Consider the following 24,067-nt stretch of genomic DNA (forward strand, 5'->3'; position numbering starts at 1 on the left):
TCATGAGTTCATATGTCCGCGTCGTTGATGCGATCAACTACAGGATCGGGCGGGTCATGATGTGGGGCCTGTTCGTGATGATGGGCATCCTGCTGTGGTCTTCGATCTCGAAAACCTTCTTCCTGCCGTCGCTGTGGACTTTGGAAATGGCGCAGTTCGCGATGGTGACCTATTACATCATGGGCGGGCCATATTCGATCCAACTAGGGTCGAACGTGCGGATGGACCTGTTCTATCACAATTGGAGCCACAAGAAGAAAGCGTGGTTCGACGCCTTCACCGTTATGTTGCTGATCCTGTATCTGGGCGTACTGTTTTACGGCGGGCTGGGATCAACCGCCTATAGCTTGGGCTATTGGGGCGACGCGCCGGTGTCATATTTCACCGGCCTTCTGACGGGCAGTGAAGAGATCGGGCGGCTTGAACGCTCGTCCACCGCGTGGCGACCTAATATCTGGCCCGTTAAGGCGATCATGGTGTTTGGCTTCTTCCTGATGCTGCTGCAGGCGATATCGGAATTCTTCAAAGACATAGCCCGGATCAACGGGCAGGAAATCGGGGTTCGTCGGGCATGAGCCAGGAATACATCGCCATTTTCATGTTCGCGTCGATGATGCTGATGCTGTTCACAGGTCAGCGCGTCTTTGGCGCGATCGGAGCGGTCGCTACTGTTGCGGCACTCGCCCTGTGGGGGACAGGCGGGCAGGACATCACATTCTCGGCCGCGATGAAGCTAATGAAATGGTATCCGCTTCTGACCCTGCCGATGTTCATTTTCATGGGCTATGTGCTGTCGGAAAGCCGTCTGGCGGATGACCTGTATCGCATGTTTCACGTCTGGATGGGGCCGGTGAATGGCGGGTTGGCGATTGGCACGATCGGCCTGATGGTTCTGGTCTCGGCCATGAACGGCCTTAGCGTGGCGGGGATGGCCATTGGCGCGACCATTGCGCTGCCGGAACTGCTTCGGCGGGGCTATGACAAGACGATGGTGACGGGCGTCATTCAGGCCGGGTCCAGTCTGGGCATCCTCGTGCCGCCCTCAGTCGTGCTGGTGCTCTATGCGATGATCGCGCGGCAACCGGTGGGGCAGTTGTGGCTGGCGGGGATCGTGCCCGGCCTGTTGATGGCAAGCTTGTTCATCCTCTATATCTGGATCCGCTGCCGCATTCAGCCCGAGCTTGGCCCCGCGATGGAAGACGCGCATGAGGTGCCACGGGCCGAAAAAATCCGGCTTTTGGGCGCGGGCGCGTTGCCGCTGATCATCTTTGCGGCGATGATGGTGCCTTTTGTAAATGGCTGGACGTCGCTGGTTGAAAGCTCGGCCATCGGAGCGTTGACGGCTCTGGTTGTTTCAGTCGTCAAACGTCGGATGACGTGGAAGATTTTCGAGGATTGCACCAAGCAGACGCTGGCAATCTCGTGCATGTTCATGTGGATCATTCTTGCCGCCCTTGGCTTTGGCGCAGTGTTTGATGGGTTGGGCGCAGTGAAAGCCATCGACAATCTGTTTACCGATCAACTGGGCCTGTCGCCGTGGATGATCCTGATCCTGATGCAGCTCAGCTTTATCGTCATGGGTACGTTTTTGGACGACACTGCGATGTTGGTCATCGTGGCGCCTCTGTACGTGCCGCTGGTGGGGGCGCTGGGCTTTGACCTGATCTGGTACGGGGTGCTGTATACGATCACCACTCAGATCGCTTATATGACGCCGCCGTTCGGCTATAACCTGTTCCTGATGCGCGCCATGGCCCCGCCCGAGATCACGTTGCGCGACATCTACAGCTCAATCTTTCCGTTTGTCGCGGTGATGGTGCTGGCGCTGACGATCATCATGATCTTCCCGGAAATCGCCCTGTGGCTGCCCGGATATGTCTATGGAAATTAACAAGAATGCCCGTTGAAGCGGCACGAGAACCTGCAACAGAGAGGAAATGACATGACAACAAGACGTAAGTTTCTGAAAACAGCCGGGGTCGGTGTTGCCGCTGCACCTTTGGCCGCGCCCGCATTGGCGCAAAGCACGATTACCTGGCGGATGCAGACTTATGCCGGTCCTGCGCTGGCCGCCCATGTGATCGACCCCGCGATCGAGATGTTCAACAAGATCGCCGGTGACCGGATGCAGATCGAGCTGTTCTACGCCGATCAGCTGGTCCCCACCGGAGAGCTGTTCCGCGCCATGCAGAAGGGCACGATTGATGCGGTTCAGTCCGACGATGACTCGATGGCGTCGCCCACCGAAGTCACCGTGTTCGGTGGCTATTTCCCGTTTGCGTCTCGCTATTCGCTGGATGTGCCGGTGCTGTTCAACCAGTACGGCCTGAACGAGATCTGGGATGAGGAATATTCCAAGGTCGGCGTCAAGCACATCAGCGCGGGCGCATGGGATCCCTGCCACTTTGCCACCAAAGACCCGATCAACAGTCTGGCCGATCTGCAGGGCAAACGCGTCTTTACCTTCCCAACAGCGGGCCGGTTCCTGTCGCAGTTTGGCGTTGTGCCGGTGACTCTGCCCTGGGAAGACATCGAGGTCGCGGTGCAGACCGGCGAGCTGGACGGCATCGCATGGTCGGGCATCACCGAGGATTACACCGTGGGTTGGGCCGATGTGACCAACTATTTCCTGACCAACAACATCTCGGGCGCATGGGCCGGGTCGTTCTTTGCCAATATGGACCGCTGGAACGAACTGCCCGAAGACCTGCAGACCCTGTTCCGCGTTTGCTGTGACCAGTCGCACTACTATCGTCAGTGGTGGTACTGGGGTGGCGAGGCCAGCCTGCGCGTCAATGGCGACAAGATGCAGTTGACCTCGATCCCGGATGAAGAATGGGCGACGGTTGAAGAAGCGGCGGTTGCCTTCTGGGATGAAATCGCAGCCGAGTCCGAGACCAAGGCGAAGGTTGTCGAAATCTTCAAGCAGTATAACGCCGACATGCTCAAGGCCGGACGGCCTTATCGCTACGGCTAAATCTGACGCGATTACGGCGCGCGGCCTTGGTCGCGTGCCGGTATTGACCACGGGAAACCCGATTGCGAATGCTACGCTCGTCTCTGAAACAGACAAGACCACTCTGGTCGCGCTTTGGCGTGAACCGGGGCAGAGGGGTATAGGCAGTGGCGATTGCGGGGTTCCTGATCGAGATTTTTGCGGCGACTATGTTGCTGCTGTTTGCGGTGCGGCTGGTCCGCACGGGTATCGAAAGACGCTTTGGCGCGCTGTTCCAGTCGCTGTTGACGCGTCACACGAACACGTTCGTTGCGGGTGGGGCCGGTATGGTTCTGGCCACGATCCTGCAAAGCTCGGCCGCGGTGACGGTTTTACTGACCGGATTTGCGGCGGCAGGCATGGTCAGCTTTGGCCTTGCGCTGGCCGGGGTGCTGGGCGCGGATCTGGGCGCTGCGCTGGTGATTCAGGTTTTGTCTTACGATCTGGGCTGGCTGCAACCCGTTCTGCTGGCGCTGGGCGGGTGGCTGTACCTCAAATCCGACCGCGCCAATGTGCGGCTGATCGGGCGCATTGTTTTGGGCATCGCGTTCATTCTGGTTTCATTGCAGTTCCTGCGGGATGCGGTTGATCCGATCCGCGAGAGCGCCTTTTTGCCCGCCATCGCGGGTTATCTGGAAAGCGATTATTTCAGCGCCTTTATCGTGGGCGCGGTACTGGCTTTTGTCATGCACAGTTCGGTTGCAACGATCCTGATGTGCGTGACACTGGTTCAGATCGGAGCCATCCCTTTTGCTGCCGGGCTGTCGCTGGTTCTTGGGGCCAATCTGGGCTCGGCCTTTATTCCGATTTGGCTGACCCGTGACCTGACGGTTTCCGCGCGCCGTATTCCACTGGCCAACCTTCTGCTACGCGGCAGCGCGGCGCTGGTGATGCTGTTGGCGGTCAACGTGACCGGTACGCATCAGACGTTGATGGTCGCGGGGGCAGGGCAGTCGTTGATCCTGGCTCATATCGGGTTCAACCTTGCCGTTTTCGTGCTGGCCACGGGGTTCGTGAATTGGTTGGAGCGCCCGATGGCGCTGCTGCTGCCCGAACCCAAGAGCGAGGCAAGCGTGACGGATCAGTTCTCGGCTGCGCTCAGCCCGCTGAGCGATCCCTCCGCGTCGGGGGCAAATGTTGCGATGTCCTCGGTCCGGCATGAGCTGTTGCAGATGGTCACGCAGGTCGAGCGCATGTTCCGCCCGGTTCTGGATATTTATGAGCAGGATGACAGCGATGCGATCTCAGCCCTGTGGCAGCAGGATGAGCGGGTGAACGCACAGCTGACCGAAATCCGACGCTTTGTCGCCCGAATGCCGCGCCAGAACATGAGCAAGGCGCAGATCAAAGCCGCGCGCGGTCTGGTCGAATACGCGATCAGGCTTGAGGCGGCAGGTGACGTGGTATCGAACCGCATGACCCGAACCGCGCAGATCAAACACACCGAACGCACCGATTTTTCAGCGCAGGGTTGGAAAGAGCTGAAAGATCTGCACGCGGCTGTGCTGGCCAGCTTCTCGTTGGCTCGTCATGTGCTGCTGGTGGATGACATGGACTGTGCGCGTCGGTTGGTGCTGGACAAGGCCGAGGTCAAGCGCCTGTCGCGCAAGAGCCGCAAGGCGCATCTGAAACGGCTTGAGAGGGGGCAGTCCGAGAGCTTTGCCTCCAGCGATCTGCATCTTGAGACGTTGCGCGCCATGCGTGACCTGCACGGACATATCGCTGCCGTCGCCTATCCAATCCTCTACCAAAGCGGGCAGGTATTGGAGACACGTCTGGTGATGGAAATGGATAACGAAGCGGTCGAGGACTAGGGCCGTTGGGAAGAATTTGGGGCGACGGTCCCCGAAGGTGACAAAGGATGAACGGGATGGGCAATGAAGCACGTTTGAACGATCTGAAAGCCAAGGTCGAAGCCGGTGAGGTCGACACCGTGCTGGTTTGCATGGTCGACATGCAGGGACGACTGATGGGCAAACGCTTCCATGCGGGTCATTTCGTGGCCGGTGCGTGGGAAGAAACCCACTGCTGCAACTACCTGCTGGCCACCGACCTTGAGATGGCGACCCCCGACGGCTATGCCGCCACCAGTTGGGAACGCGGATACGGCGATTATGTGATGAAGCCCGACCTTGCCACTCTGCGCCCGGTGCCGTGGCTTGAGGGCACCGCGATGGTGATGTGCGATGTGTTGGATCACCACACGCATGAGGAAGTGCCCCATGCGCCTCGGTCCATCCTGAAAAAGCAGGTGAACCGGCTGAAGGCCATGGGCTATGACGCCATGTGCGCCACCGAGCTGGAGTTTTTCCTGTTCGAGAAAAGCTTTGACCAGATCCGCAAGGAAGGCTTCCGCGATCTGGAGCCGATCTCGGGCTATAACGAAGACTATCATATCCTTCAGACCACCAAGGAAGAGCATGTGATGCGCCCGATCCGCAATCATCTTTGGAATGCGGGAATTCCGGTTGAGAACTCGAAAGGTGAGGCCGAGACCGGGCAGGAAGAGTTGAATATCAAATACGCCCCCGCGATGGATACGGCCGAGTATCATTCCATTGCAAAGAACGCAGTGAAAGAGATCGCGTGGCAGCATGGCCATGCGGCGACGTTCCTTCCGAAATGGCATCATGAGAAGGTGGGCAGTTCGTCCCACGTGCATCAGTCGCTTTGGGCTGATGGGGTGCCGGTCTTTTTCGACGAAAAAGATCCGCTGGGCATGTCGGGCATCATGAAAAACTACATGGCGGGACTGCTGAAATACGCGGCCGACTACACCTATTTCATGGCCCCTTACATCAACAGCTACAAGCGGTTCATGAAGGGAACCTTTGCGCCCACGCGGATCATCTGGTCGGTGGACAATCGCACGGCGGGGTTCCGGCTGTGCGGCGATGGCACCAAGGCGGTACGGGTGGAATGCCGGATTCCGGGCTCGGACATGAACCCCTATCTGGCGATGGCCGGGATGCTGGCCGCCGGCATTGCCGGGATTGAAGAGGGGCTGGAGTTGCAGCCTCCGACGCAGGGGGATGTCTATCAGGGCGAAACGGGGATGATCCCCGGTAATCTGGGTGCGGCGCGGGATGCGTTGCATGGGTCATCCATGTTGCGCACGGCCATGGGGGATGAGGTCGTGGATCACTATGCCCGCGCGGCAGAGGTTGAGATTGAAGAATTCGAGCGTGTGGTGACCGATTGGGAAATTGCGCGCGGGTTTGAGCGGGCTTGAGACGGGCTGGCTGGGGGCTCTGCCCGCCGCCATTGGTGCTCGAACCAATGGCGCACCAACGGCGGCCCCCCGGGATATTTTTAGCCAGATGAAGCAGGGATCCTGTTTCTTTCGGAAATGGAGTGAAGATGGGGCAGATGTTGAAATGTGTCTCGCCGATTGATGGATCGGTATATGCAGAGCGTGAAGTGCTGTCGGCGGAGGCGGCGTTTGACGCTGCTGCGCGGGCGCGGGCGGCGCAGGCGGAGTGGGCGGCGCGGCCGTTGCAGGAGCGGGTCCGTCTTGTGATGGCGGGTGTGGCTGCCGTGGGCGCGATGAATGATGAGATCGTGCCCGAGCTTGCGCATATGATGGGCCGTCCGGTGCGCTATGGCGGTGAGTTTGGCGGGTTCAATGAGCGCGCCAGCCATATGGCTGAGATTGCCGAGGCTTCGCTCGCTGATATCGCGGTGGGTGAGGATGAGACCTTTAAACGCTATATCAAGCGCATCCCGCATGGGGTCGTGTTTGTAGTGGCGCCGTGGAATTACCCCTACATGACGGCGATCAACACGGTGGCACCTGCGTTGATCGCGGGCAATGCGGTGGTCTTGAAACACGCCACGCAGACCCTGTTGGTGGGTGAGCGGATGGCGCAGGCGTTTCATGCGGCGGGTGTGCCCGCGGATGTGTTCCAGAACGCGTTCCTCAGCCATGATGTGACCAATGATCTGATCGCGGGCAAGGCGTTTGATTTCGTGAACTTTACCGGCTCGGTCGGCGGCGGGCAGGCGATGGAGCGCGCGGCGGCGGGCACCTTTACAGGCGTTGGCACTGAGTTGGGCGGCAAGGATCCGGGCTATGTCATGGACGACGCCGATCTGGATGCGGCGGTTGATACGCTGATCGACGGGGCCATGTTCAACTCGGGGCAGTGCTGCTGCGGGATCGAGCGGATTTATGTGCATGAGAGCCTCTATGATGCGTTCGTCGCCAAGGCGGTTGAGGTGGTGAAGGGCTATAAGCTGGGCAATCCGTTGGACGCTGAGACGACGATTGGGCCGATGGCGAATGTGCGTTTTGCCGACGAGGTACGCGCGCAGATTTCTGAGGCTGTCGCGGATGGTGCCGTCGCCCATATCGAGACCTTTGCCGAGGATGATGGCGGGGCCTATCTGACCCCACAGATTCTGACCAACGTCACCCATGATATGCGTGTGATGCGGGATGAGAGCTTTGGCCCGGTGGTCGGCATCATGAAGGTCTCCTCGGATGAGGAAGCCATCGCGCTGATGAATGACAGCGAATTTGGCCTGACCGCCAGCCTCTGGACCCGCGATGTGGATCGCGCCGCGTGGGTGGGGGACCAGATCGAAACCGGCACCGTGTTCATGAACCGGGCGGATTATCTGGACCCGGGCCTGTGCTGGACCGGCTGCAAGAATACCGGGCGCGGAGGCGGATTGTCGGTCATCGGCTATCACAACCTCACACGTCCCAAATCCTACCATCTGAAGAAGGTGACATCATGAGCCTTGTTGGAAACTGGTCCTACCCGACCGTGATCAAGTTCGGCCCTGGCCGGATCAAGGAATTGCCCGAAGCGTGCGCTGCCGCGGGGATCAAGTGCCCGTTGCTGGTGACCGACAAGGGACTGGCCGATCTGCCGATCACAACGGCCACTCTGGATATCCTCGAAGCCGCAGGGCTGGGACGTGGTCTGTTCAGCGACGTGGACCCGAACCCCAATGAAAAGAACCTTGAAGCTGGGGTCGCCGCCTATAATGCGGGTGGCCATGACGGGGTGATTGCGTTCGGCGGTGGCTCGGGGCTTGATCTTGGCAAGATGGTTGCCTTTATGTGCGGCCAGACGCGCCCGGTGTGGGATTTCGAGGATATCGGCGACTGGTGGACCCGCGCCGATGCTGACGCCATCGCGCCGATCATCGCCGTGCCGACCACCGCCGGGACGGGGTCCGAGGTTGGGCGCGCCAGCGTCATCACCAACTCGGAAACGCACGCGAAGAAGATCATCTTCCACCCCAAGGTGCTGCCAACGGTTGTGATTTGCGACCCCGAACTGACCGTCGGGATGCCCCAATTCATCACCGCCGGCACCGGTCTGGACGCGTTTGCCCATTGTGTCGAGGCGTTCAGCAGCCCGCATTATCATCCCATGAGCCAGGGTATCGCGCTGGAAGGCATGCGGCTGGTCAAGGACTACCTGCCGCGGGCCTATGCGGATGGCACCGACATCGAAGCCCGCGCCCAGATGATGAGCGCCGCGGCAATGGGCGCGACGGCGTTCCAAAAGGGCCTCGGTGCGATCCACGCGATGAGCCATCCAATCGGCGCGGTGTTCAACACGCACCATGGTACCACGAACGCAGTCTGCATGCCTGCCGTTCTAGACTTCAACGCCCCTGCCATCGCCGACCGGTTCCAGCACGCGGCCGACTATCTGGGCATCAAGGATGGCTTTGACGGCTTCCGCGCCTTTGTCCAATCCTTCAACGACATGTTGGGCATCCCCCGTACCTTGTCCGATTTGGGCGTGACCGAAGCGTCGATCCCCGAGTTGGTCAAAGGTGCGATCATCGACCCGTCCTGCGGCGGCAACCCGATTGAGCTGACTGAAGACAACCTGACTGCGCTGTTCAAAGCCGCGCTGTAACAGGGTTGCAGACCTGCTCCCTCACCTCGCATACTGCGTGCAGGTGAGGGAGATTTTCATGAGTAAAGAGATTGTTTTGATCCACGGAGCCTTTGCCGGTCCGTGGTGCATGGAGGATTACGCGGGCTTCTTCCGCGCGCGCGGCTGGACCGTTCACACGCCTGCGCTGCGCTATCATGGTGGAGACCCCAAGGCCGAGCCTGACCCCGGTCTGACCGACACCAGCGTTATGGATTACGCCGATGACATTGCCGCATTCGTGCAGGGGCTGGACAGCAAGCCTGTGCTGCTGGGTCATGCCATCGCGGGGGTGGTGGCGCAGCAGGTGGCGTCGCGTGGACTGGCCAGCGCCATTGTCCTGATCAACCCGAACGCGGCGTGGGGGACCTTACCCGAAACCGACGACGAACGCGCCGTGCCGCGCGCGCTGATGGAGGGCGGGGCGTTCTGGAAACAGCCCATGCGCGTCGATTTCGACCTGATGGCCCCCTTTGCGCTGAACAAACTGCCCGAGGCGCAGCAGCATGCGGTGTTCGACCAGCTCGGCCCGGAAAGCGGGCGGGTGATGTTCGAGATGTTCTTTTGGATGTTCGACGACCACCACGCGATGAAGGTGGACAGGGACAAGGTCGACTGCCCCGTTCTGATCGTCTCCGGCACCGAGGATCGGGCCGTGAACCCCAACACCTGCCGCGCGCTGGCCAATCTGTACGGAGACCGCGCGACCTTTCTGCCCGTGGAAAACCACGCGCATTTCCTGTTCATGGAACCCGGCTGGGAGGGCCCTGCCGGACAGATTGCGGACTGGCTGGATCAGACGTCGGGTGTCACCGGCTGATCTGGAAGCTGCTCTGGGGTTTCCAACTGAGCGAGCCATCGTCGTTCTTGACGCAGCGCAGCAGATGCTCTTCGCGCGTGCTGATCGTGTCGGTCACGGTGTTGTCGCCGAAAATGACCACGAACGCGTCCAACGAATAAGCCATGCCCGCATAGTAACAGAACCGGGTCTCGGCCCCTTCCGGAATTGGCGATGCGGTGCTGAGCGTCTGTTGTGCGGTTGCTTGGCTGGCCAGCAATGCCAGCGCCAGCCCGAGGGTTACTGTCTTCATGTCGTCCTCCCGTTCGAAAATCACTTGGTCTCATTGGGTCTTGGACGCTCGAGTACCTCAAATGTCGTTCTTGAATGACGGGTTGAGGGTAAGTGTGAACGGGATCAACGGGTTAGGCAAGGGGGGTGTTTGTAGGCGAGTATGGGGAAGTTACGCATGCTCCGCCCAATGCTTGATGCCAAGCATCAACTACGCGCCCGTCCCTTGGGGGGCGCAATCAATGTGGTATAGATTTAGATTTATCCTCCCAATTCAAAGAGACCGTCGTATTGAGATGGTAGGCGCGAGTACTTAACCTGAGCTCGTCAGTTGGAACTATAGCACTCTATTTACTGAATAGACGTCGCACCGATTTCTCGTTTGGCTTTTCCAATGAGGTCCGACATAGCTATCTGACAAGAGTTTACTCTATTTTCTAGTTCAACAGCTTTTTCCGCATATTTTCTATCCGATTCGGCGCTTCCGTCGCCTTCCCGGTCTGAGTTCCAATGGGGGTGCAGGCAAAACTGAAACTGATTGTTTGGGCCGGTCTTGAAGTCCGGATATGTAAAAAAGCTGTAAGTCATAAAGGAGATTAAGTCGTTTAAGGGTTTAGCATAGTTGGATTGACAATCGGACATCTCTTTGGAGAGGAACTCATTCTCATGTGCTTTAAGAAAAAGTGTAAGTTCCACCAGCCGAGAACGGTCATCTGAAAAAATTGAATGATGTGTCAGTATCCAATCAAAAATTTCACGTGTTTCAATGAACGGCAATGTCGATTTAAGTTGCGAAAATACACTGGCGTCGTGCATGCGCCGATCTTCATCGGCAAACGAAAGTTCACCTCGTTCATTTTTGCTTATTAAGTAGTGATAAAAGAGGCTTATGATAATTAGTAGGAGCCCAATAACGGGGTTGGCCTCAAGACTGATATCTAACTCAAAATACTTTTTCGCAATCGAACTCACTATCGGTGCCCAGATTGGTTCCGACAGTAGTCCGATTCCTGCGATTGCAACCAGAGTAGCAAGTCGGTTTGAGGTCTTTCCCCGAAGTTGAATTGCTTTCTCTACTAACCAATCCCCAATGGCATAGAAATCTGCTTTAAACATCCAACTCCTCAACAAACCGCGCGTTCTCCTGAATGTACTGGAACCGCAGTTCGGGCTTCTTACCCATTAGGCGCTCGACCAGATCGCCGGTTTCGCCGGGTTCGTCCTCGTCAATCGTGACGCGGATCAGTTTGCGCGAGGCCGGGTCCATCGTGGTCTCTTTCAGGTCCTTGGCGTCCATCTCGCCCAAGCCCTTAAAGCGCGAGACGTCGATCTTGCCCTTGCCGCCCAGACCTTTTTCCAGCCATTCGTCGCGTTCGGCCTCGTCCAGACAATAGACGCGTTTGGCGCCCTGGGTCAGGCGGTACAAAGGCGGGCAGGCCAGATACAAGTGGCCCGCGTCGATCATGGGCCGCATCTGGGTAAAGAAGAACGTCATCAGCAAGGAGGCGATATGCGCCCCGTCCACGTCCGCGTCGGTCATGATGATGATCTTGTCATAGCGCAGGTCATCGACGTTGAACTTGGTGCCAAGCCCCACGCCCAGCGCTTGGGTCAGGTCGTTGATCTCGGCATTGGTGCCCAGTTTCGAACTGGCCGCGCCCAGCACGTTCAGGATCTTGCCGCGCAGGGGCAGCAGGGCCTGTGTCTTGCGGTCCCGGCCCATTTTTGCGGATCCGCCCGCAGAATCTCCTTCGACGATGAATAATTCGGTTCCGTCGCGTGTTGAACTACTACAGTCCACCAGCTTGCCGGGAAGACGAAGTTTTTTAGTGGCGGACTTGCGTTGTGTTTCCTTCTCGGCTCGTCGGCGCAGGCGTTCCTCAGCCCTAAGGATGAGGAAGTCCAATATCGCGCCGGCAGATTTCGTGTCCGCGGCCAGCCAGTTGTCGAAATGGTCGCGGACCGAATTCTCGACCAGGCGTTGCGCCTCGACCGTGGCAAGGCGGTCTTTGGTCTGGCCCACGAACTCTGGCTCGCGGATAAAGCACGACACCAGCGCACAGCCGCCGGTGATCAGGTCATCACGGGTGATCTGCGCGGCTTTCTTGTTGTTGATCAGCTCACCATAAGCCTTGATCCCCTTGAGGATCGCGGCCCAGAACCCCGCCACATGGGTGCCGCCTTCGGGCGTGGGGACGGTGTTACAGTAAGATTGGATGAACCCGTCGCGCGAGGGCGTCCAGTTGATCGCCCATTCGACCTTGCCAGGCGTGCCGAATTTCTCGGTGAAGTCCACGGTGCCCGCGAAGGGCTGTTCGGCATAGGTGGACGAGCCGTTCATCGTTTCCTTGAGGTAGTCAGACAGGCCGCCGGGGAAGTGGAACGTCGCCTCGGTCGGGGTTTCGCCGTCGTCGATAGCGGATTTCCAGCGGATTTCCACGCCCGAGAATAGGTAGGCCTTCGAGCGGATGGACTTGAACAGACGTGCCGGTTTGAATTTGTGATGGCCAAAGATGTCGGCATCCGCGTGGAAGGTCACCGTGGTGCCGCGCCGGTTGGGGGCCGCGCCGACCTTTTCCACCGGCCCCAACGGGATACCGCGCGAGAAGCGTTGTTCAAAAAGTGTCTTGTCTCGCGCCACTTGCACAACCATCGAATCCGACAGCGCGTTCACAACCGAGGCCCCAACCCCGTGCAGACCGCCCGAGGTCTGATAGGCCTTGCCCGAGAATTTACCGCCCGCGTGCAGGGTGCACAGGATGACCTCCAACGCCGATTTGTCCGGGAATTTCGGATGCGGGTCGATCGGAATCCCACGCCCGTTGTCGCGCACGGTCAGGGCGTAATCTGCATGCAGCTCAACCTCGATCCGGTTGGCGTGCCCGGCCACTGCTTCATCCATCGAGTTGTCGAGGATTTCCGCCACCATGTGGTGCAGCGCGCGCTCATCCGTGCCGCCGATATACATGCCGGGGCGTTTGCGAACGGGTTCCAGACCTTCCAGAACCTCGATCGAAGAGGCGTCATATGTAGCGGTCGCGCTGGGCGTCAACAGATCGTCGGGCATCGGTGCTGCTCTTGTTTTTGGGTTTTGCCCATTATGGCAGGTGATGTGGTCCGGGGGAAGAGGGACGCGAAGTGTTGTGGGATTTTGCCGGACACAAGCCGTCATTCGCGCGAAAACCCATTTTCGAATAAGATCGGGCCACTTGGCATTATCAATTAATTGGGGGGATTTGAAATGACCACGAACTCGGCCAGTTTCGTTGGAAATATTCCGACACATTATGACAAAGGTCTGGGCCCAAATATCTTCGTCGACTACGCCGCGCTCATTGCTGAAAAGTGCTGCGATGAGCCTGCCGGTTCGGTGATCGAGCTTGCGGCGGGTACTGGAATAGTCAGCAGAGTCCTGCGGGACAAGCTGCCCGCAGAGGCAAAACTGTTGGTGACCGACCTGAACGCGCCGATGCTGGAGGTGGCGAAGGCCAAGTTTTCCGGTGACGATAACATTCAGTTTGCGGTCGCCAATGCAATGGAGCTTCCGTTTGATGGCCCAGAGTTCGACTTAATAGTCTGTCAGTTCGGGGTGATGTTCTTTCCCGACAAAATCGCATCTTATCGAGAAGCGGCCCGCGTTCTGCGACCGGGCGGCAGATATATCTTCAATGTCTGGAGCCCAATGTCCGACAACCCTTTTTCGCAAGTTGCACACGAGGTGATGCAGAAGATATTTCCCGACAACCCACCTGGGTTTTACAAAGTTCCGTTTCACTATGGCGATCCTGCTGTCGTTCTTGACGACCTGTCTGCTGCCGGGTGGACCAACGTGACGTATGACACCGTAAAGATACAAAAGGAAATTCAAGATCTAGAGGTCTTTTCCAGATCCTTGGTGTTCGGGAACCCGCTGATTGACGAAATCAATGAACGTGGCGGTGTTGATCCAGAGGATGTCGTTAGGGAAATCGCGACCGCTTTGGAAAGTCGATTTGGCTTGGATGGTATGACGATGCCGTTATCTGCGACCATGTTTGTTTGTCGCTTGGACGGATGAACGCTCAGGATTGCATCCGGTATTGAAAAACAGAAGCTGCGGCGCGATTGGTTCTCGCAGGGATCGTCGCAGGCCTTTAATGTGCGCCGGGTGAGTGTGAAAAAAGCAAGGAAACCGAATGAGTTGGATCAAGACAATTCCGTTCGATCAGGCGTCAGGCAGGCTAAAAAAACTGTACGACCGCGTGACTGGCCCCGGTAATAACGTGGACAATATTATGATGGTGCATTCCTTGCGGCCGCATTCGATGGAAGGTCACATGGCGCTTTACAAGAATGTTCTGCACCATTCAGCCAATACGATCCCGAAATGGTTTCTTGAGGTGCTGGGTGTTTGGGTCAGTTCCTTGAATCGCTGTGCCTATTGCGTTGAACACCATTTCAGCGGGTTACAGCGCCTGCTTGACGACCCCGATCGCGGCAATGCCATTCGCGCCGCAATCGAGGCAGAGTCCCCTCAGACCGCCCCTCTGAATGGGGCGCAGATTGCGGCGATGGTGTATGCGCGCAAGTTGACAGATGCTCCGTCAGATATGGTCGCGGCGGATGTCAACGCGCTACGGATGGCAGGCTGGGATGACGGCGAAATCCTCGAAATCAATCAGGTCTGCGCGTATTTCGCCTATGCCAACCGGACAGTTCTGGGGCTTGGTTGTTCGACGGATGGCGATATTCTCGGTCTGTCGCCGAACAACTCGGACGATCCTGCGGATTGGGGGCATCGCTAGGCGGTTACGACGCCATCCAATTCCTGATCGCTTGCGCCAAAACCTCGGGGCGTTGATGGTGCAACCAGTGATTTGCGCCGGGTATGTCGATCCGTGTCAGGTCCGGGGCAAACTCCTCCAGTCCGGCTGTCGCCTCGGGCAGCAGCGCTGTGTCTTCGGGCCCCCAAAGCAACAGGTGCGGACAATTGATCATCAGCCGATCCAAGGGCAGTTCCGGCAGGTCGGTCCGGGGTTCACCCGGTGCGGCGACGATCAGGGGCGACGCGCGGTACCAGTTCAGCATTGCATCAAGGCGTCCGGGGCGCGCCCATTCGGTGCGGTAGTCCTGCATTTGTTCGTCCGTCAGCCAGTCGACCCCCATGCCGCGCCGGAAAAAGCGTTCCAAGAGGGCAAAATTATCGGCCGAGAACCGCTGGGCCGAGTCCGGGTCGCGCAGGTCGTTGATGTATTGGGATGCTTTTGACTGCGCGCCTCCTTCGGCAAGGGCGCGTTGAAACGGAACCGGATGAACCCCGTTCGCGATGATCAGCCTGCTGACCAGTTCCGGGCGGAACATGGCCAGCCCATAGGCAACCGCCGCGCCCCAGTCATGGCCCAGAACGCAGACCGGCGCGCCGATGCTTTCGATAAGAGCTGCCATGTCGGAAACCAGTTTCGACAGGACATAGTGATCGGTTCCTTCAGGGGCCCAACTTTGACCATATCCACGCTGGTCGGGGGCGATGCAGTGAAAGTGCTCGGCTAGATGCGGGGCCAGATCGCCCCACGCTCCGCCATATTCGGGGAAGCCGTGCAGCATCAGCATCACGGGCAGCGAAGGGTCGCCCCAACTGCGCAGATGAAAACTCTGACCATTAAGCTCGATAAACCTGTTTTCCATAGTCGGAACCCCTTGGAGTGTATACGAAAACGCGACAAGAAAGATGTAGCAGTTTGACACCAATCAAAGCGCGTTTTTTCACATTCTGCTAGATGCCTTGTCGGACAGTGTAGCAAGGAGAGACTGAATGGAAACAGCGGCGCAGATTGAACAGAAAAACGGTCAGGTTCAAATCATACCGGCTCCGACCGATGCAGAACGCCAGCCAAGCCCGGACAAGATTCGCCATGCTTTTGAAAGCGGGAAATATCCTTACGGCCGCAAACTGGCGCGCAAGACCTACGAAGAGCAAAAGGCCCAGTTGCAGGCCGAGCTGCTGAAAGTCCAGCTTTGGGCGCAGGAAACCGGTCAACGGTTCGTATTGCTGTTCGAAGGGCGCGACGCTGCCGGTAAGGGCGGCACGATCAAAAGATTCATGGAGCATCTGAACCCCCGGCAGGCCCGCGTCGTGGCTTTGAATAAGCCGACGTGGGAAGAAAAGGGACAATGGTATTACCAGCGTTACATTCAGGAACTGCCAACGGTTGGGGAAATGGTTTTCTACGACCGCTCCTGGTACAACCGTGCGGGTGTTGAGCGGGTCATGGGGTTCTGCTCTCCGAATGAATATCTTGATTTCATGCGGCAAACCCCGGAACTGGAGCGTATGTTGGTTCGTTCCGGCATTCAGCTCTACAAGTATTGGTTCTCGGTCACGCAAACCGAACAGCAGCGCCGTTTCAAAAGCCGTGAGACTGATCCTTTGAAGCAGTGGAAACTGTCGCCCATCGACAAAGCCAGCTTGGACAAATGGGAAGATTACACCGAGGCGAAAGAGGCGATGTTCTTCTATACCGACACGGCCGACGCCCCATGGACCATCATCAAGTCGAACGACAAGAAACGCGCACGCCTCAATACGATGCGTCACTTCCTGTCGACGCTGGATTATCCGGACAAGGACCATGACATCGTGGGTGAGCCCGATCCGTTGATCGTCGGACAGGCCCATCACGTGATCCATCGGTCCGAGCATATTCTGGGCAATTCGCTGCACCCCGACGCGCGATAGGGGGTCGTCCGGGGCTTAGGTCCGGCCTCGGACCAGATGTCTCATTGTGAAATTTCGCTGTTCTAGTCTTGTCCCGGCCTCTGGCCGGGCATAAGGCTGGGGCAATGAACAAGGTGATGACATATCGCGGCCACTTCCGGGCCATTGCCGTGCTGGGCCTGCCGTTGATCGGCGGGCATCTGGCGCAGTTTGCCATCGGGCTGACCGATACCATCATGCTGGGCTGGTATGGGGTCGAGGCGCTGGCCGCAGTCACGCTGGCCAGCAGCTATTACTTTGTGCTGTTCCTGTTTGGTGCCGGGTTCGGTTGGGCCGTCATGCCCATCGTTGCCACCGCCGCCGCCGAAGAGGATGAGACGAGCATTCGCCGCTCGACCCGCATGGGGCTGTGGTTGTCACTGATCTATGCGGCGTTGATGATGCCGCTTCTGTGGTGGTCCTACCCGATCCTGATTGCGTTGGATCAGGAGCCTGAGGTGGCCCGGACCGCCGCGCAATATCTGCGGGTTGCGGGTTGGGGGCTGTTCCCGGCGCTGATCGTGATGGTGTTGAAATCCTATCTGGCGGCGCTCGAGCGCACTCAGATCGTATTGTGGATCACTGTCACGGCCGCTGTTGTCAACGGGTTCACCAATTACGCGCTGATCTTCGGCAACTGGGGCGCACCAGAGCTTGGCGTTATCGGTGCGGCTATTGCCTCGGTCGTGACCCAGATCGTGTCATTGGTGTTCGTCGTGATTTATGCCGTGCGGGTTTTGCCCGAACACAGCCTGTTTCAACGCTTTTGGCGCCCGGATTGGGAGTTCTTCTTCAGCGTCCTGCGTCTGGGCGTGCCCATCGGTCTGACCACATTGGCCGAGGTCAGCCTGTTTGCAATGTCCGCGATCATGATGGGCTGGCTGGGGCAGGTGCCGCTGGCGGCCCACGGGATCGCGCTGAACCTCGCATCGGCCACGTTCATGGTGCATCTGGGGCTGTCCAATGCGGCCACGATCCGCGCGGGCAACGCATTGGGACGCAAAGACCGGGCACATCTTGAGAAGGGTGCGATTGCGGTGACGGGGATGTCCTTGGTGATGTCGATCCTGACGGTGATCCTGTTCCTGACCTGCGCCGAGCCGTTGATTTCGCTGTTCATGGAATCCGATGACCCGCAGCGTTCGCAAATCCTGCTGATCGGAACAGGGCTTCTGGCAATGGCGGCCCTGTTCCAACTGGTGGACGGAGCGCAGGTCATCGCGCTGGGCCTGTTGCGAGGGTTGCAGGACGCCAAGATACCGATGGTGATGGCTGGGCTCAGCTATTGGGTCATCGGGATTCCGGCGTCGTATTATTTTGGCTTTGTGCGCGGGATGGACGGCATCGGCGTTTGGCTTGGCCTCGTTCTGGGGCTGGCCTGCGCAGCCGTTCTTCTGATGGCCCGGTTCTGGCTTAAGTCCGTTCGCGAGGTTCCGATGACCGCCAGCAATTCGGCCTGATCAGCCTTTGTCCAAGCGATCCGCTTTTTTGCGCACCAGGACCGACCGCAGATCGTGCATTGCCAGCAGCAATCGGTCCGTGACGTCTTCAAGCTGTTCGTCGGTGGCCTTGGATTGCGCCCATTGTGTGGTCAGGTTCAGGTAATCGACTGCACGGTGAATGTCGTCGATATCCCGGCGGGCCAACAGCGCTTTGCGGTCTTCCATCCACCGGGCGATTTCCGCCCGATCAGCCTCGGACAGTGTCCGTTGGCCATGCGGTTTGACCTCACCGTTGCGGATGTTGATGACAGCAATCTGATCCATCTCGATCCGGCGTTGGCGGTTTTCAGTGTCGATCTTGAAAACTGCTGCACCGTTTTCGCGGACACGGAAATAATATTCAGGCAATATTGCTGTCATGAAACCTCCGATCAGGTCAGAGACGCGCAAAAGCGTTGTATGCGCGTGCAGGCTTCGGTCAGCGCCTCATCCGATGTCGCATAGCTGACGCGGAAATTTGGTGACAGGCCAAAGGCTGCGCCGAAGACGACGGCGACATCGGCCTCTTGCAGCAGGGCGGTCGCAAACGCCTCGTCGTTTTCGATCACCGTCCCTGCGGGTGATGTCTTGCCGATTAGCCCCGCAATGGATGGGTAGACATAGAATGCACCCTCGGGCGTGGGGCAGGTAATGCCGTCAATTTCATTCAGCATCCGCACAACCAGATCGCGTCGGCGTTTGAACGTCTCATTGTTCGGGGCCAGAAACGCCTGTGTGCCGTTCAATGCCTCGACCGCCGCCCATTGGCTGACCGAACAGGGGTTCGACGTTGACTGAGACTGGATCTTGCGCATTGCAGCGATCAGTTCCTCTGGCCCGGCGGCATACCCGATCCGCCAGCCGGTCATGGCATAGGCCTTGGAGACGCCGTTGCAGGTCAATGTGCGTTCGTACAGGCCCGGTTCAACCTCGGCCGGGGTGCAGAACTCGAACCCGTCATAGGCGAGGTGTTCGTACATATCGTCCGACATGATCCACACATGCGGGTGACGCATCAGCACATCGGTCAGCGCCTTCAGTTCCGCGCGGCTATACCCCGCACCGGTCGGATTGGACGGAGAGTTGAAGATGAACCATTTGGTCTTGGGCGTGATCGCGGCCTCAAGTTGGTCAGCGGTCAGCTTGAAGTTGTTCTCGAGCGTCGTTTCCACGACCACCGGGGTGCCGCCCGCCAGCAGCACCATGTCGGGGTAGCTGACCCAATAGGGCGCGGGGATGACCACCTCATCCCCCTCGTTCATGGTCGCCATCAGCGCGTTGTAGAGCGTCTGTTTACCACCCGTGCCCACTGAAATCTGCGCAGGCGTATAGTCCAGCCCGTGGTCGCGTTTCATCTTGGCGCAGGCGGCTTGTTTGAGCTCGGGGATACCATCAGGCGCGGTGTATTTCGTCTTGCCTGCGGCGATAGCCGCAACCGCTGCGTCCTTGATGTTCTGAGGGGTGTCGAAGTCCGGTTCCCCGGCGCTCAGCCCGATAACGTCACGTCCCGCGGCCTTCAATTCGGCGGCTTTGGCCGTCATTGCGATTGTAGGCGACGGTTTTACGCGTGACAGTGTCGCAGACAGGAAACTCATTGGGGCCCTCGGTTTGAATGATCAACCTGTCTGTCATAGGGTGCGCCCGAATGACGATCAAGCAATATGACCTTAAGAATTGGAGACCCGAATGAACGACGAAAACGACTGGTATGGACCGGACTCGGCAACATTCGGAGATCGCCTAGCTGCTGCACGTGAAGCTGCCGGAATGAGCCAGACTCAATTGGCGCGCCGATTGGGGGTAAAGAAGGCCACGATCGCCGCATGGGAAAATGACCTGTCCGAGCCGCGGGCCAACCGCCTGTCGATGATGGCCGGCATGATCAATGTCTCGATCATGTGGTTGCTGACCGGCGAAGGCGAGGGGATGGATGCACCCGCCGAAGCCGACGAAGGTGCGCCGGAACTGGCCGAGGTTGTAGCCGAGCTGCGCTCGATCCGGGGCGAAATGCGCGCCAGTGCCGAGCGCGCGGCGCGTCTGGAAAAGCGCGTCCGACTGATGCTGGAGCAAGGCAAGTGACCGAAACCCGGGATGTCAGGATCAAACGCCTGAAGATGCGCTCGATGCGTCGGGGGATCAAGGAAATGGACTTGATCCTTTCGGCATATGCGGATCGAAACCTTGCCGGGATGGACGCGGGCGGGCTGGATGTCTACGACGCGCTTCTGCACGAGAATGATCAGGACCTATATCAGTGGGTCACAGGGCAGGTCACGCCGCCTGCGCATTATTCCGATCTGGTTTCGGAAATCGCGCAAACATTTCAGAAGTAGCGAAAAACGAACTTAACTGATTTTTCGGTTTTTCGATTCATGCTGCGTGAAACAGCGCGATTGAATCGGAGGATCAGATGAGTATGGAAATGCAGGTCTCCGCACCGGCGGCCAAGGGTTTCATGACCAGCTACCTTGAGGCGCTCGCCTTGGTCGAGCGGCTGCACCGTCTGCTTCTGGATGTCATCAAGGATGAGTTCGAACGCGTCGGCGTATTAGAAATCAACGCTGTGCAGGCGTTGCTGCTGTTTAATATCGGCGATCACGAGGTTACGGCGGGCGAACTGAAAAGCCGCGGGTATTATCAGGGCAGCAATGTCAGTTATAACCTGAAAAAGCTTGTCGAAATGGGCTATATGCACCACCAGAGGTGCGAGATTGACCGCCGTTCCGTCCGGGTGCGCCTGACCCCTCAAGGGCGACAGATCCGGGACATCGTATCCGAGTTATTTTCTCGTCACGCCGAAGGCCTGCAATCCCGCGGAGTGCTGGAGTTCGAAGGGATCGAGGATATCACCGGGTCACTGCGCCGGGTTGAGCGGTATTGGACGGATCAAATCCGCTATATCTACTAGCTAAGGGCGGGCGGTTCGACTGACCTCGGACAGAGACAGCCCCTCCAGTTCTCGGATCAATTTGCGGGTCATCGCGGCTTCGTAGTCGTCGAATCCCAGAGCGACCTCCACAAATGCGTCTGGGCCCATGATGACCGAGGCGGTGAAATAGGCCGACAGTTCACTGACTTGCATGGCGTGTTGGTCGGACTGGTCGGCGTCGTCGACCCCGATGACCAGCCCATTGATGGTAATGCCACTTCTGGACAACTCGTTCTTGACGTCTCGTGGGTGGGGGCCAAGATTGCGCTTGCCGTCCCCCGAGACATCGAGGGTTCGTATCCAGCATTCGGATTGTTCTGTCAGTAAATTGGCCCCGAACTGCATTGCCGATCCCAGCGCCGTGCCTTGCGGCGCATTGCTTCGGGTCACAGAGTTCAAATGGCTTTCGATCCTCGCAAGGTCTTGGGCAGAGTGGATGTCTGTCCAGCGCAAAAGTATGCGCTGGTGATGGGTTTCACTCCATTCGAAGATCGCCAGCCGAACCGGTGCCAGCCCTTCGGACAGGATCAACGATTGGACGTCAGGGCTTTGCAATGCAGCGGCAACTCCATCCAGTTGCAACCGGTACTCCGCTCGATCGACCGACCCCGATACGTCCAGACCCAAGGCCAGTGCCTGTCTGCAGTCGGACGCCGCCACGCTGCCCAAAAGAGAAAGCGCAATTGCGATCGGACGTATCATTCGGCGCCGACATCTTGAAGGGCACCAATTTGCAGCCCCTTCAATTCGCGTTCCAGCTTGCGCCGCATTGCGCGTTCAAAATCCTCGAAACCCTGCGCGACTTCCAGAAATGCGCCGGGGCCATGCAGGACGTTGTTCTCGAAAAACGGGATGAGAAACAACTCTCCCTCAAAATCCGCGGCGTTGATGACCAGACCGTTGACCACCGTGTTTTCAAACGGGAAGTGCCTGTAGGCTGAATCCGGTCCATACCCATCGTTGTTCGACCCGTCACCAGACAGGTCGATGGTCTGGAACAGGCACACCGGGGCCTGTTGCATCAGCGTCGCCCCGAATGCCAGCGCGTATCCCATGGCCGTGGCCGACCCACTGTCGGTTCTGACCGAGCTTTGAACCGTCGCGGCTGCGGTCAGCAGGTCAGCCTGGGTTCGGATCATCGTCCAGTCCAGAATGACGTGCTGTGTGTCACGACCGCTCCATTCGTAAACCGCCAGGGCAACGGGCATGGGGGATGAGAAAAACGCCTGCGTGACTTCGGGCGCGATGAGGGCGGCCGCCAAACCCTGCCGCTGCAAGATATCCTCGGTCGCATCGACCGAGGTCGAGATATCCATGGCCAGCGCAAGGGCGAGGCGACAGGTCTCGGCCTTCAGGGAGCCGGCCATGACAGCCAGACCCAGTGTTGCAAACCAGCGGATCACCAGTGGCCAGTGCTGTCCATGCTGACCCAAGGCTCTGCCGGTTCCAGAGCCTCACCGTTCTGCAGCAGTTCGACCGAAATATTGTCAGGGGATCGCACGAAAGCCATTCTGCCGTCGCGTGGCGGGCGGTTTATGACGACCCCGTTATCCTGCAACTGCTGGCACATGTCATAGATGTTATCCACGCCATAGGCGAGGTGGCCGAAATGCCGGCTGTCACTGGGCAGCGTGTCGTCCCCATCCCAGTTGTAAGTCAGTTCGATCGGCCGGTCCTCTTGTCCCGGAGGTGCCATGAAGATCAAGGAAAAACGCCCCGCTTCACTGTCGTAGCGGCGTGTCTCTTTCAGGCCAAGCAGCTCATAAAACGCCATGGATTTCTCTAGATCTTTTACACGCACCATGGTGTGGAGGTATGTGAGCCCCATTGCGGCTTCCTTTCTATTTCGGTGATAACCAGCAGCTTAGCGCGCAGACCAAGCGTGTCGAGAGGTCGTCGGAGCACATTTTTCCATTAGCTGTGCATGTCGCACATATCGCGGTTCCGGTCGTGAGATTGTCGAGATATAGTGGTGAGCGACTCATTGCTGGAAAGGAATATTCATGCCGCTGTCCACCGACCAACTGGCCGAGATCGAAGCGCAACGGGCGCAATCGCATCCAACACGCCGCGTTGTGGCAGCTGGAATGGAGGATCATCTGTACACCGCGCATCAAGCGCTGGACCACGGTTTCGTGCGCGTGATCGACTATATGGGCGATGACGCCGCCATTTGTCAGGCCGCCCGCGTTTCTTATGGCAAGGGCACCAAATCCGTTCAGAACGACGAAGGTCTGATCCGCTATCTGATGCGGCACTGGCACTCGACCCCGTTCGAGATGTGCGAGATCAAGCTGCATGTCAAACTGCCTGTCTTCGTCGCGCGCCAGTGGATTCGGCACCGGACGGCCAATGTGAATGAATACTCGGCCCGGTATTCGATCCTCGATCGTGAGTTCTATATTCCCGCACCTGATCACGTGGCCGCGCAGTCCGAGGTCAACAACCAGGGCCGGGGCGACGCGCTGCAGGGGGAAGAGGCTGCGCGCGTTCTGGAGATGCTCAAGGCAGACAGCGCCCGTTGTTACGACAATTACGAGGCGATGATCAGTCAGGATGGCCAGCAAGGATTGGCGCGCGAACTGGCGCGGATGAACCTGCCTGCAAATATTTATACACAGTGGTATTGGAAGGTGGACCTGCACAATCTGTTCCACTTCCTGCGTTTGCGCGCTGACCCGCATGCCCAGTATGAAATCCGTGTTTATGCCGACACCATGTGCAAGATCGTCGCCGACTGGGTGCCCTTTGCCTATCGCGCGTTCGAAGACTATCGGCTGGGCGCGGTAAACCTGTCTGCCCAGATGGTCGATTGCCTGCGCAGAATGCTGTCGGGCGAGGCTGTGACGCAGGAGAATTCCGGGATGACCGCGCGGGAATGGCGCGAGTTTCAGGAGGTCATCCAGAAAGGATGATATCCGGCTAAAGCATATCGGTTGTCTATACATTTTGTCATG

The 24,067-nt window shown here is 58.3% G+C and carries 25 protein-coding genes; 16 read left to right on the forward strand and 9 right to left on the reverse strand.

Annotation, left to right across the window (positions count from 1 at the left end):
* The first annotated feature begins 2 nt into the window (after positions 1–2).
* The 8 genes from ACR0MS_RS01765 to ACR0MS_RS01800 all read left to right on the forward strand — a co-directional run bounded on the left by ACR0MS_RS01765 (position 3) and on the right by ACR0MS_RS01800 (position 9,718).
* Positions 3–575 (forward strand): TRAP transporter small permease subunit, encoded by a 573-nt coding sequence (locus ACR0MS_RS01765; RefSeq protein WP_480568285.1) that lies wholly within the window; start codon positions 3–5, stop codon positions 573–575.
* Positions 572–1,891, forward strand: a complete 1,320-nt coding sequence (locus ACR0MS_RS01770; protein WP_170382455.1) for a TRAP transporter large permease subunit — start codon at positions 572–574, stop codon at positions 1,889–1,891. Before ACR0MS_RS01765 ends, ACR0MS_RS01770 begins: the two co-directional genes overlap by 4 nt.
* 51 nt (positions 1,892–1,942) lie before the next feature.
* On the forward strand, positions 1,943–2,977 hold the full coding sequence (locus ACR0MS_RS01775) for a TRAP transporter substrate-binding protein (RefSeq protein ID WP_171122063.1): 1,035 nt from the start codon (positions 1,943–1,945) through the stop codon (positions 2,975–2,977).
* Positions 2,978–3,123: 146 nt separating this feature from the next.
* Complete coding sequence (locus ACR0MS_RS01780) at positions 3,124–4,809, forward strand: Na/Pi cotransporter family protein (RefSeq protein WP_480568288.1); 1,686 nt, start codon at positions 3,124–3,126, stop codon at positions 4,807–4,809.
* Between the two features lie 56 nt (positions 4,810–4,865).
* Positions 4,866–6,227: a glutamine synthetase family protein gene (locus tag ACR0MS_RS01785; RefSeq protein WP_480568291.1), complete on the forward strand. Its 1,362-nt coding sequence runs from the start codon at positions 4,866–4,868 to the stop codon at positions 6,225–6,227.
* Between the two features lie 128 nt (positions 6,228–6,355).
* Complete coding sequence (locus ACR0MS_RS01790) at positions 6,356–7,738, forward strand: aldehyde dehydrogenase family protein (protein ID WP_480568294.1); 1,383 nt, start codon at positions 6,356–6,358, stop codon at positions 7,736–7,738.
* Positions 7,735–8,880 (forward strand): iron-containing alcohol dehydrogenase, encoded by a 1,146-nt coding sequence (locus ACR0MS_RS01795; RefSeq protein WP_480568297.1) that lies wholly within the window; start codon positions 7,735–7,737, stop codon positions 8,878–8,880. Before ACR0MS_RS01790 ends, ACR0MS_RS01795 begins: the two co-directional genes overlap by 4 nt.
* A 58-nt stretch (positions 8,881–8,938) precedes the next feature.
* Entirely contained in the window at positions 8,939–9,718 is a 780-nt protein-coding gene (locus ACR0MS_RS01800) for an alpha/beta hydrolase (protein WP_480568300.1), read from the forward strand.
* On the opposite strand, the gene ACR0MS_RS01805 is transcribed toward ACR0MS_RS01800, so the two are convergent.
* The 3 genes from ACR0MS_RS01805 to parE all read right to left on the reverse strand — a co-directional run bounded on the left by ACR0MS_RS01805 (position 9,708) and on the right by parE (position 13,034).
* Positions 9,708–9,989, reverse strand: a complete 282-nt coding sequence (locus ACR0MS_RS01805) for a hypothetical protein (RefSeq protein ID WP_480568303.1) — start codon at positions 9,987–9,989, stop codon at positions 9,708–9,710. The two genes, ACR0MS_RS01800 and ACR0MS_RS01805, sit on opposite strands and share 11 nt — an antisense overlap.
* A 329-nt stretch (positions 9,990–10,318) precedes the next feature.
* Complete coding sequence (locus ACR0MS_RS01810) at positions 10,319–11,083, reverse strand: hypothetical protein (RefSeq protein ID WP_480568307.1); 765 nt, start codon at positions 11,081–11,083, stop codon at positions 10,319–10,321.
* Positions 11,076–13,034, reverse strand: coding sequence for a DNA topoisomerase IV subunit B (gene parE / locus ACR0MS_RS01815; protein ID WP_480568310.1), 1,959 nt, complete (start codon positions 13,032–13,034; stop codon positions 11,076–11,078). Before parE ends, ACR0MS_RS01810 begins: the two co-directional genes overlap by 8 nt.
* 174 nt (positions 13,035–13,208) lie before the next feature.
* Here parE and ACR0MS_RS01820 point away from each other — a divergent pair, with 174 nt between their 5' ends.
* Both ACR0MS_RS01820 and ACR0MS_RS01825 read left to right on the forward strand, forming a co-directional pair.
* Positions 13,209–14,024 (forward strand): class I SAM-dependent methyltransferase, encoded by an 816-nt coding sequence (locus tag ACR0MS_RS01820; protein ID WP_480568313.1) that lies wholly within the window; start codon positions 13,209–13,211, stop codon positions 14,022–14,024.
* 118 nt (positions 14,025–14,142) lie between these two features.
* Positions 14,143–14,751 carry a carboxymuconolactone decarboxylase family protein gene (locus tag ACR0MS_RS01825; RefSeq protein ID WP_480568316.1) on the forward strand — a complete coding sequence of 203 codons (609 nt, stop codon included), beginning with the start codon at positions 14,143–14,145 and terminating at the stop codon, positions 14,749–14,751.
* Between the two features lie 4 nt (positions 14,752–14,755).
* On the opposite strand, the gene ACR0MS_RS01830 is transcribed toward ACR0MS_RS01825, so the two are convergent.
* Positions 14,756–15,631 carry an alpha/beta fold hydrolase gene (locus ACR0MS_RS01830; protein WP_480568319.1) on the reverse strand — a complete coding sequence of 292 codons (876 nt, stop codon included), beginning with the start codon at positions 15,629–15,631 and terminating at the stop codon, positions 14,756–14,758.
* Positions 15,632–15,758: 127 nt separating this feature from the next.
* Between ACR0MS_RS01830 and ppk2 the strand changes: the two genes are divergently transcribed.
* Both ppk2 and ACR0MS_RS01840 read left to right on the forward strand, forming a co-directional pair.
* The gene (gene ppk2, locus ACR0MS_RS01835; RefSeq protein WP_480568322.1) at positions 15,759–16,682 is read left to right on the forward strand and encodes a polyphosphate kinase 2; all 924 of its coding nucleotides are present in this window, start codon (positions 15,759–15,761) and stop codon (positions 16,680–16,682) included.
* A 104-nt stretch (positions 16,683–16,786) separates the two neighbouring features.
* Positions 16,787–18,160 carry an MATE family efflux transporter gene (locus ACR0MS_RS01840; protein WP_480568325.1) on the forward strand — a complete coding sequence of 458 codons (1,374 nt, stop codon included), beginning with the start codon at positions 16,787–16,789 and terminating at the stop codon, positions 18,158–18,160.
* On the opposite strand, the gene ACR0MS_RS01845 is transcribed toward ACR0MS_RS01840, so the two are convergent.
* Together ACR0MS_RS01845 and ACR0MS_RS01850 are read right to left on the reverse strand one after the other, a co-directional pair.
* Positions 18,161–18,562, reverse strand: a complete 402-nt coding sequence (locus tag ACR0MS_RS01845) for a hypothetical protein (protein ID WP_480568328.1) — start codon at positions 18,560–18,562, stop codon at positions 18,161–18,163.
* An 11-nt stretch (positions 18,563–18,573) separates the two neighbouring features.
* The gene (locus tag ACR0MS_RS01850; RefSeq protein ID WP_480568331.1) at positions 18,574–19,776 is read right to left on the reverse strand and encodes a pyridoxal phosphate-dependent aminotransferase; all 1,203 of its coding nucleotides are present in this window, start codon (positions 19,774–19,776) and stop codon (positions 18,574–18,576) included.
* A 91-nt stretch (positions 19,777–19,867) separates the two neighbouring features.
* Between ACR0MS_RS01850 and ACR0MS_RS01855 the strand changes: the two genes are divergently transcribed.
* From ACR0MS_RS01855 to ACR0MS_RS01865, 3 genes are all read left to right on the forward strand, one after another.
* On the forward strand, positions 19,868–20,260 hold the full coding sequence (locus ACR0MS_RS01855) for a helix-turn-helix domain-containing protein (protein WP_480568334.1): 393 nt from the start codon (positions 19,868–19,870) through the stop codon (positions 20,258–20,260).
* Entirely contained in the window at positions 20,257–20,514 is a 258-nt protein-coding gene (locus tag ACR0MS_RS01860) for a succinate dehydrogenase assembly factor 2 (RefSeq protein ID WP_480568337.1), read from the forward strand. Before ACR0MS_RS01855 ends, ACR0MS_RS01860 begins: the two co-directional genes overlap by 4 nt.
* Before the next feature lie 77 nt (positions 20,515–20,591).
* Positions 20,592–21,089, forward strand: coding sequence for a MarR family winged helix-turn-helix transcriptional regulator (locus tag ACR0MS_RS01865; RefSeq protein ID WP_171122081.1), 498 nt, complete (start codon positions 20,592–20,594; stop codon positions 21,087–21,089).
* On the opposite strand, the gene ACR0MS_RS01870 is transcribed toward ACR0MS_RS01865, so the two are convergent.
* From ACR0MS_RS01870 to ACR0MS_RS01880, 3 genes are read right to left on the reverse strand one after another with little or no spacing between them, the layout of a single operon-like run.
* On the reverse strand, positions 21,090–21,812 hold the full coding sequence (locus tag ACR0MS_RS01870) for a DUF1194 domain-containing protein (protein WP_480568341.1): 723 nt from the start codon (positions 21,810–21,812) through the stop codon (positions 21,090–21,092).
* Positions 21,809–22,513: a DUF1194 domain-containing protein gene (locus tag ACR0MS_RS01875; protein WP_480568344.1), complete on the reverse strand. Its 705-nt coding sequence runs from the start codon at positions 22,511–22,513 to the stop codon at positions 21,809–21,811. Before ACR0MS_RS01875 ends, ACR0MS_RS01870 begins: the two co-directional genes overlap by 4 nt.
* Complete coding sequence (locus ACR0MS_RS01880) at positions 22,510–22,938, reverse strand: VOC family protein (protein WP_480568347.1); 429 nt, start codon at positions 22,936–22,938, stop codon at positions 22,510–22,512. The genes ACR0MS_RS01875 and ACR0MS_RS01880 overlap by 4 nt, the downstream gene beginning before the upstream one ends.
* Before the next feature lie 175 nt (positions 22,939–23,113).
* Here ACR0MS_RS01880 and thyX point away from each other — a divergent pair, with 175 nt between their 5' ends.
* Complete coding sequence (gene thyX, locus ACR0MS_RS01885; RefSeq protein WP_480568350.1) at positions 23,114–24,025, forward strand: FAD-dependent thymidylate synthase; 912 nt, start codon at positions 23,114–23,116, stop codon at positions 24,023–24,025.
* Positions 24,026–24,067: the final 42 nt, after the last annotated feature.

It is taken from the genome of Ruegeria sp. CJ2, assembly GCF_056536745.1.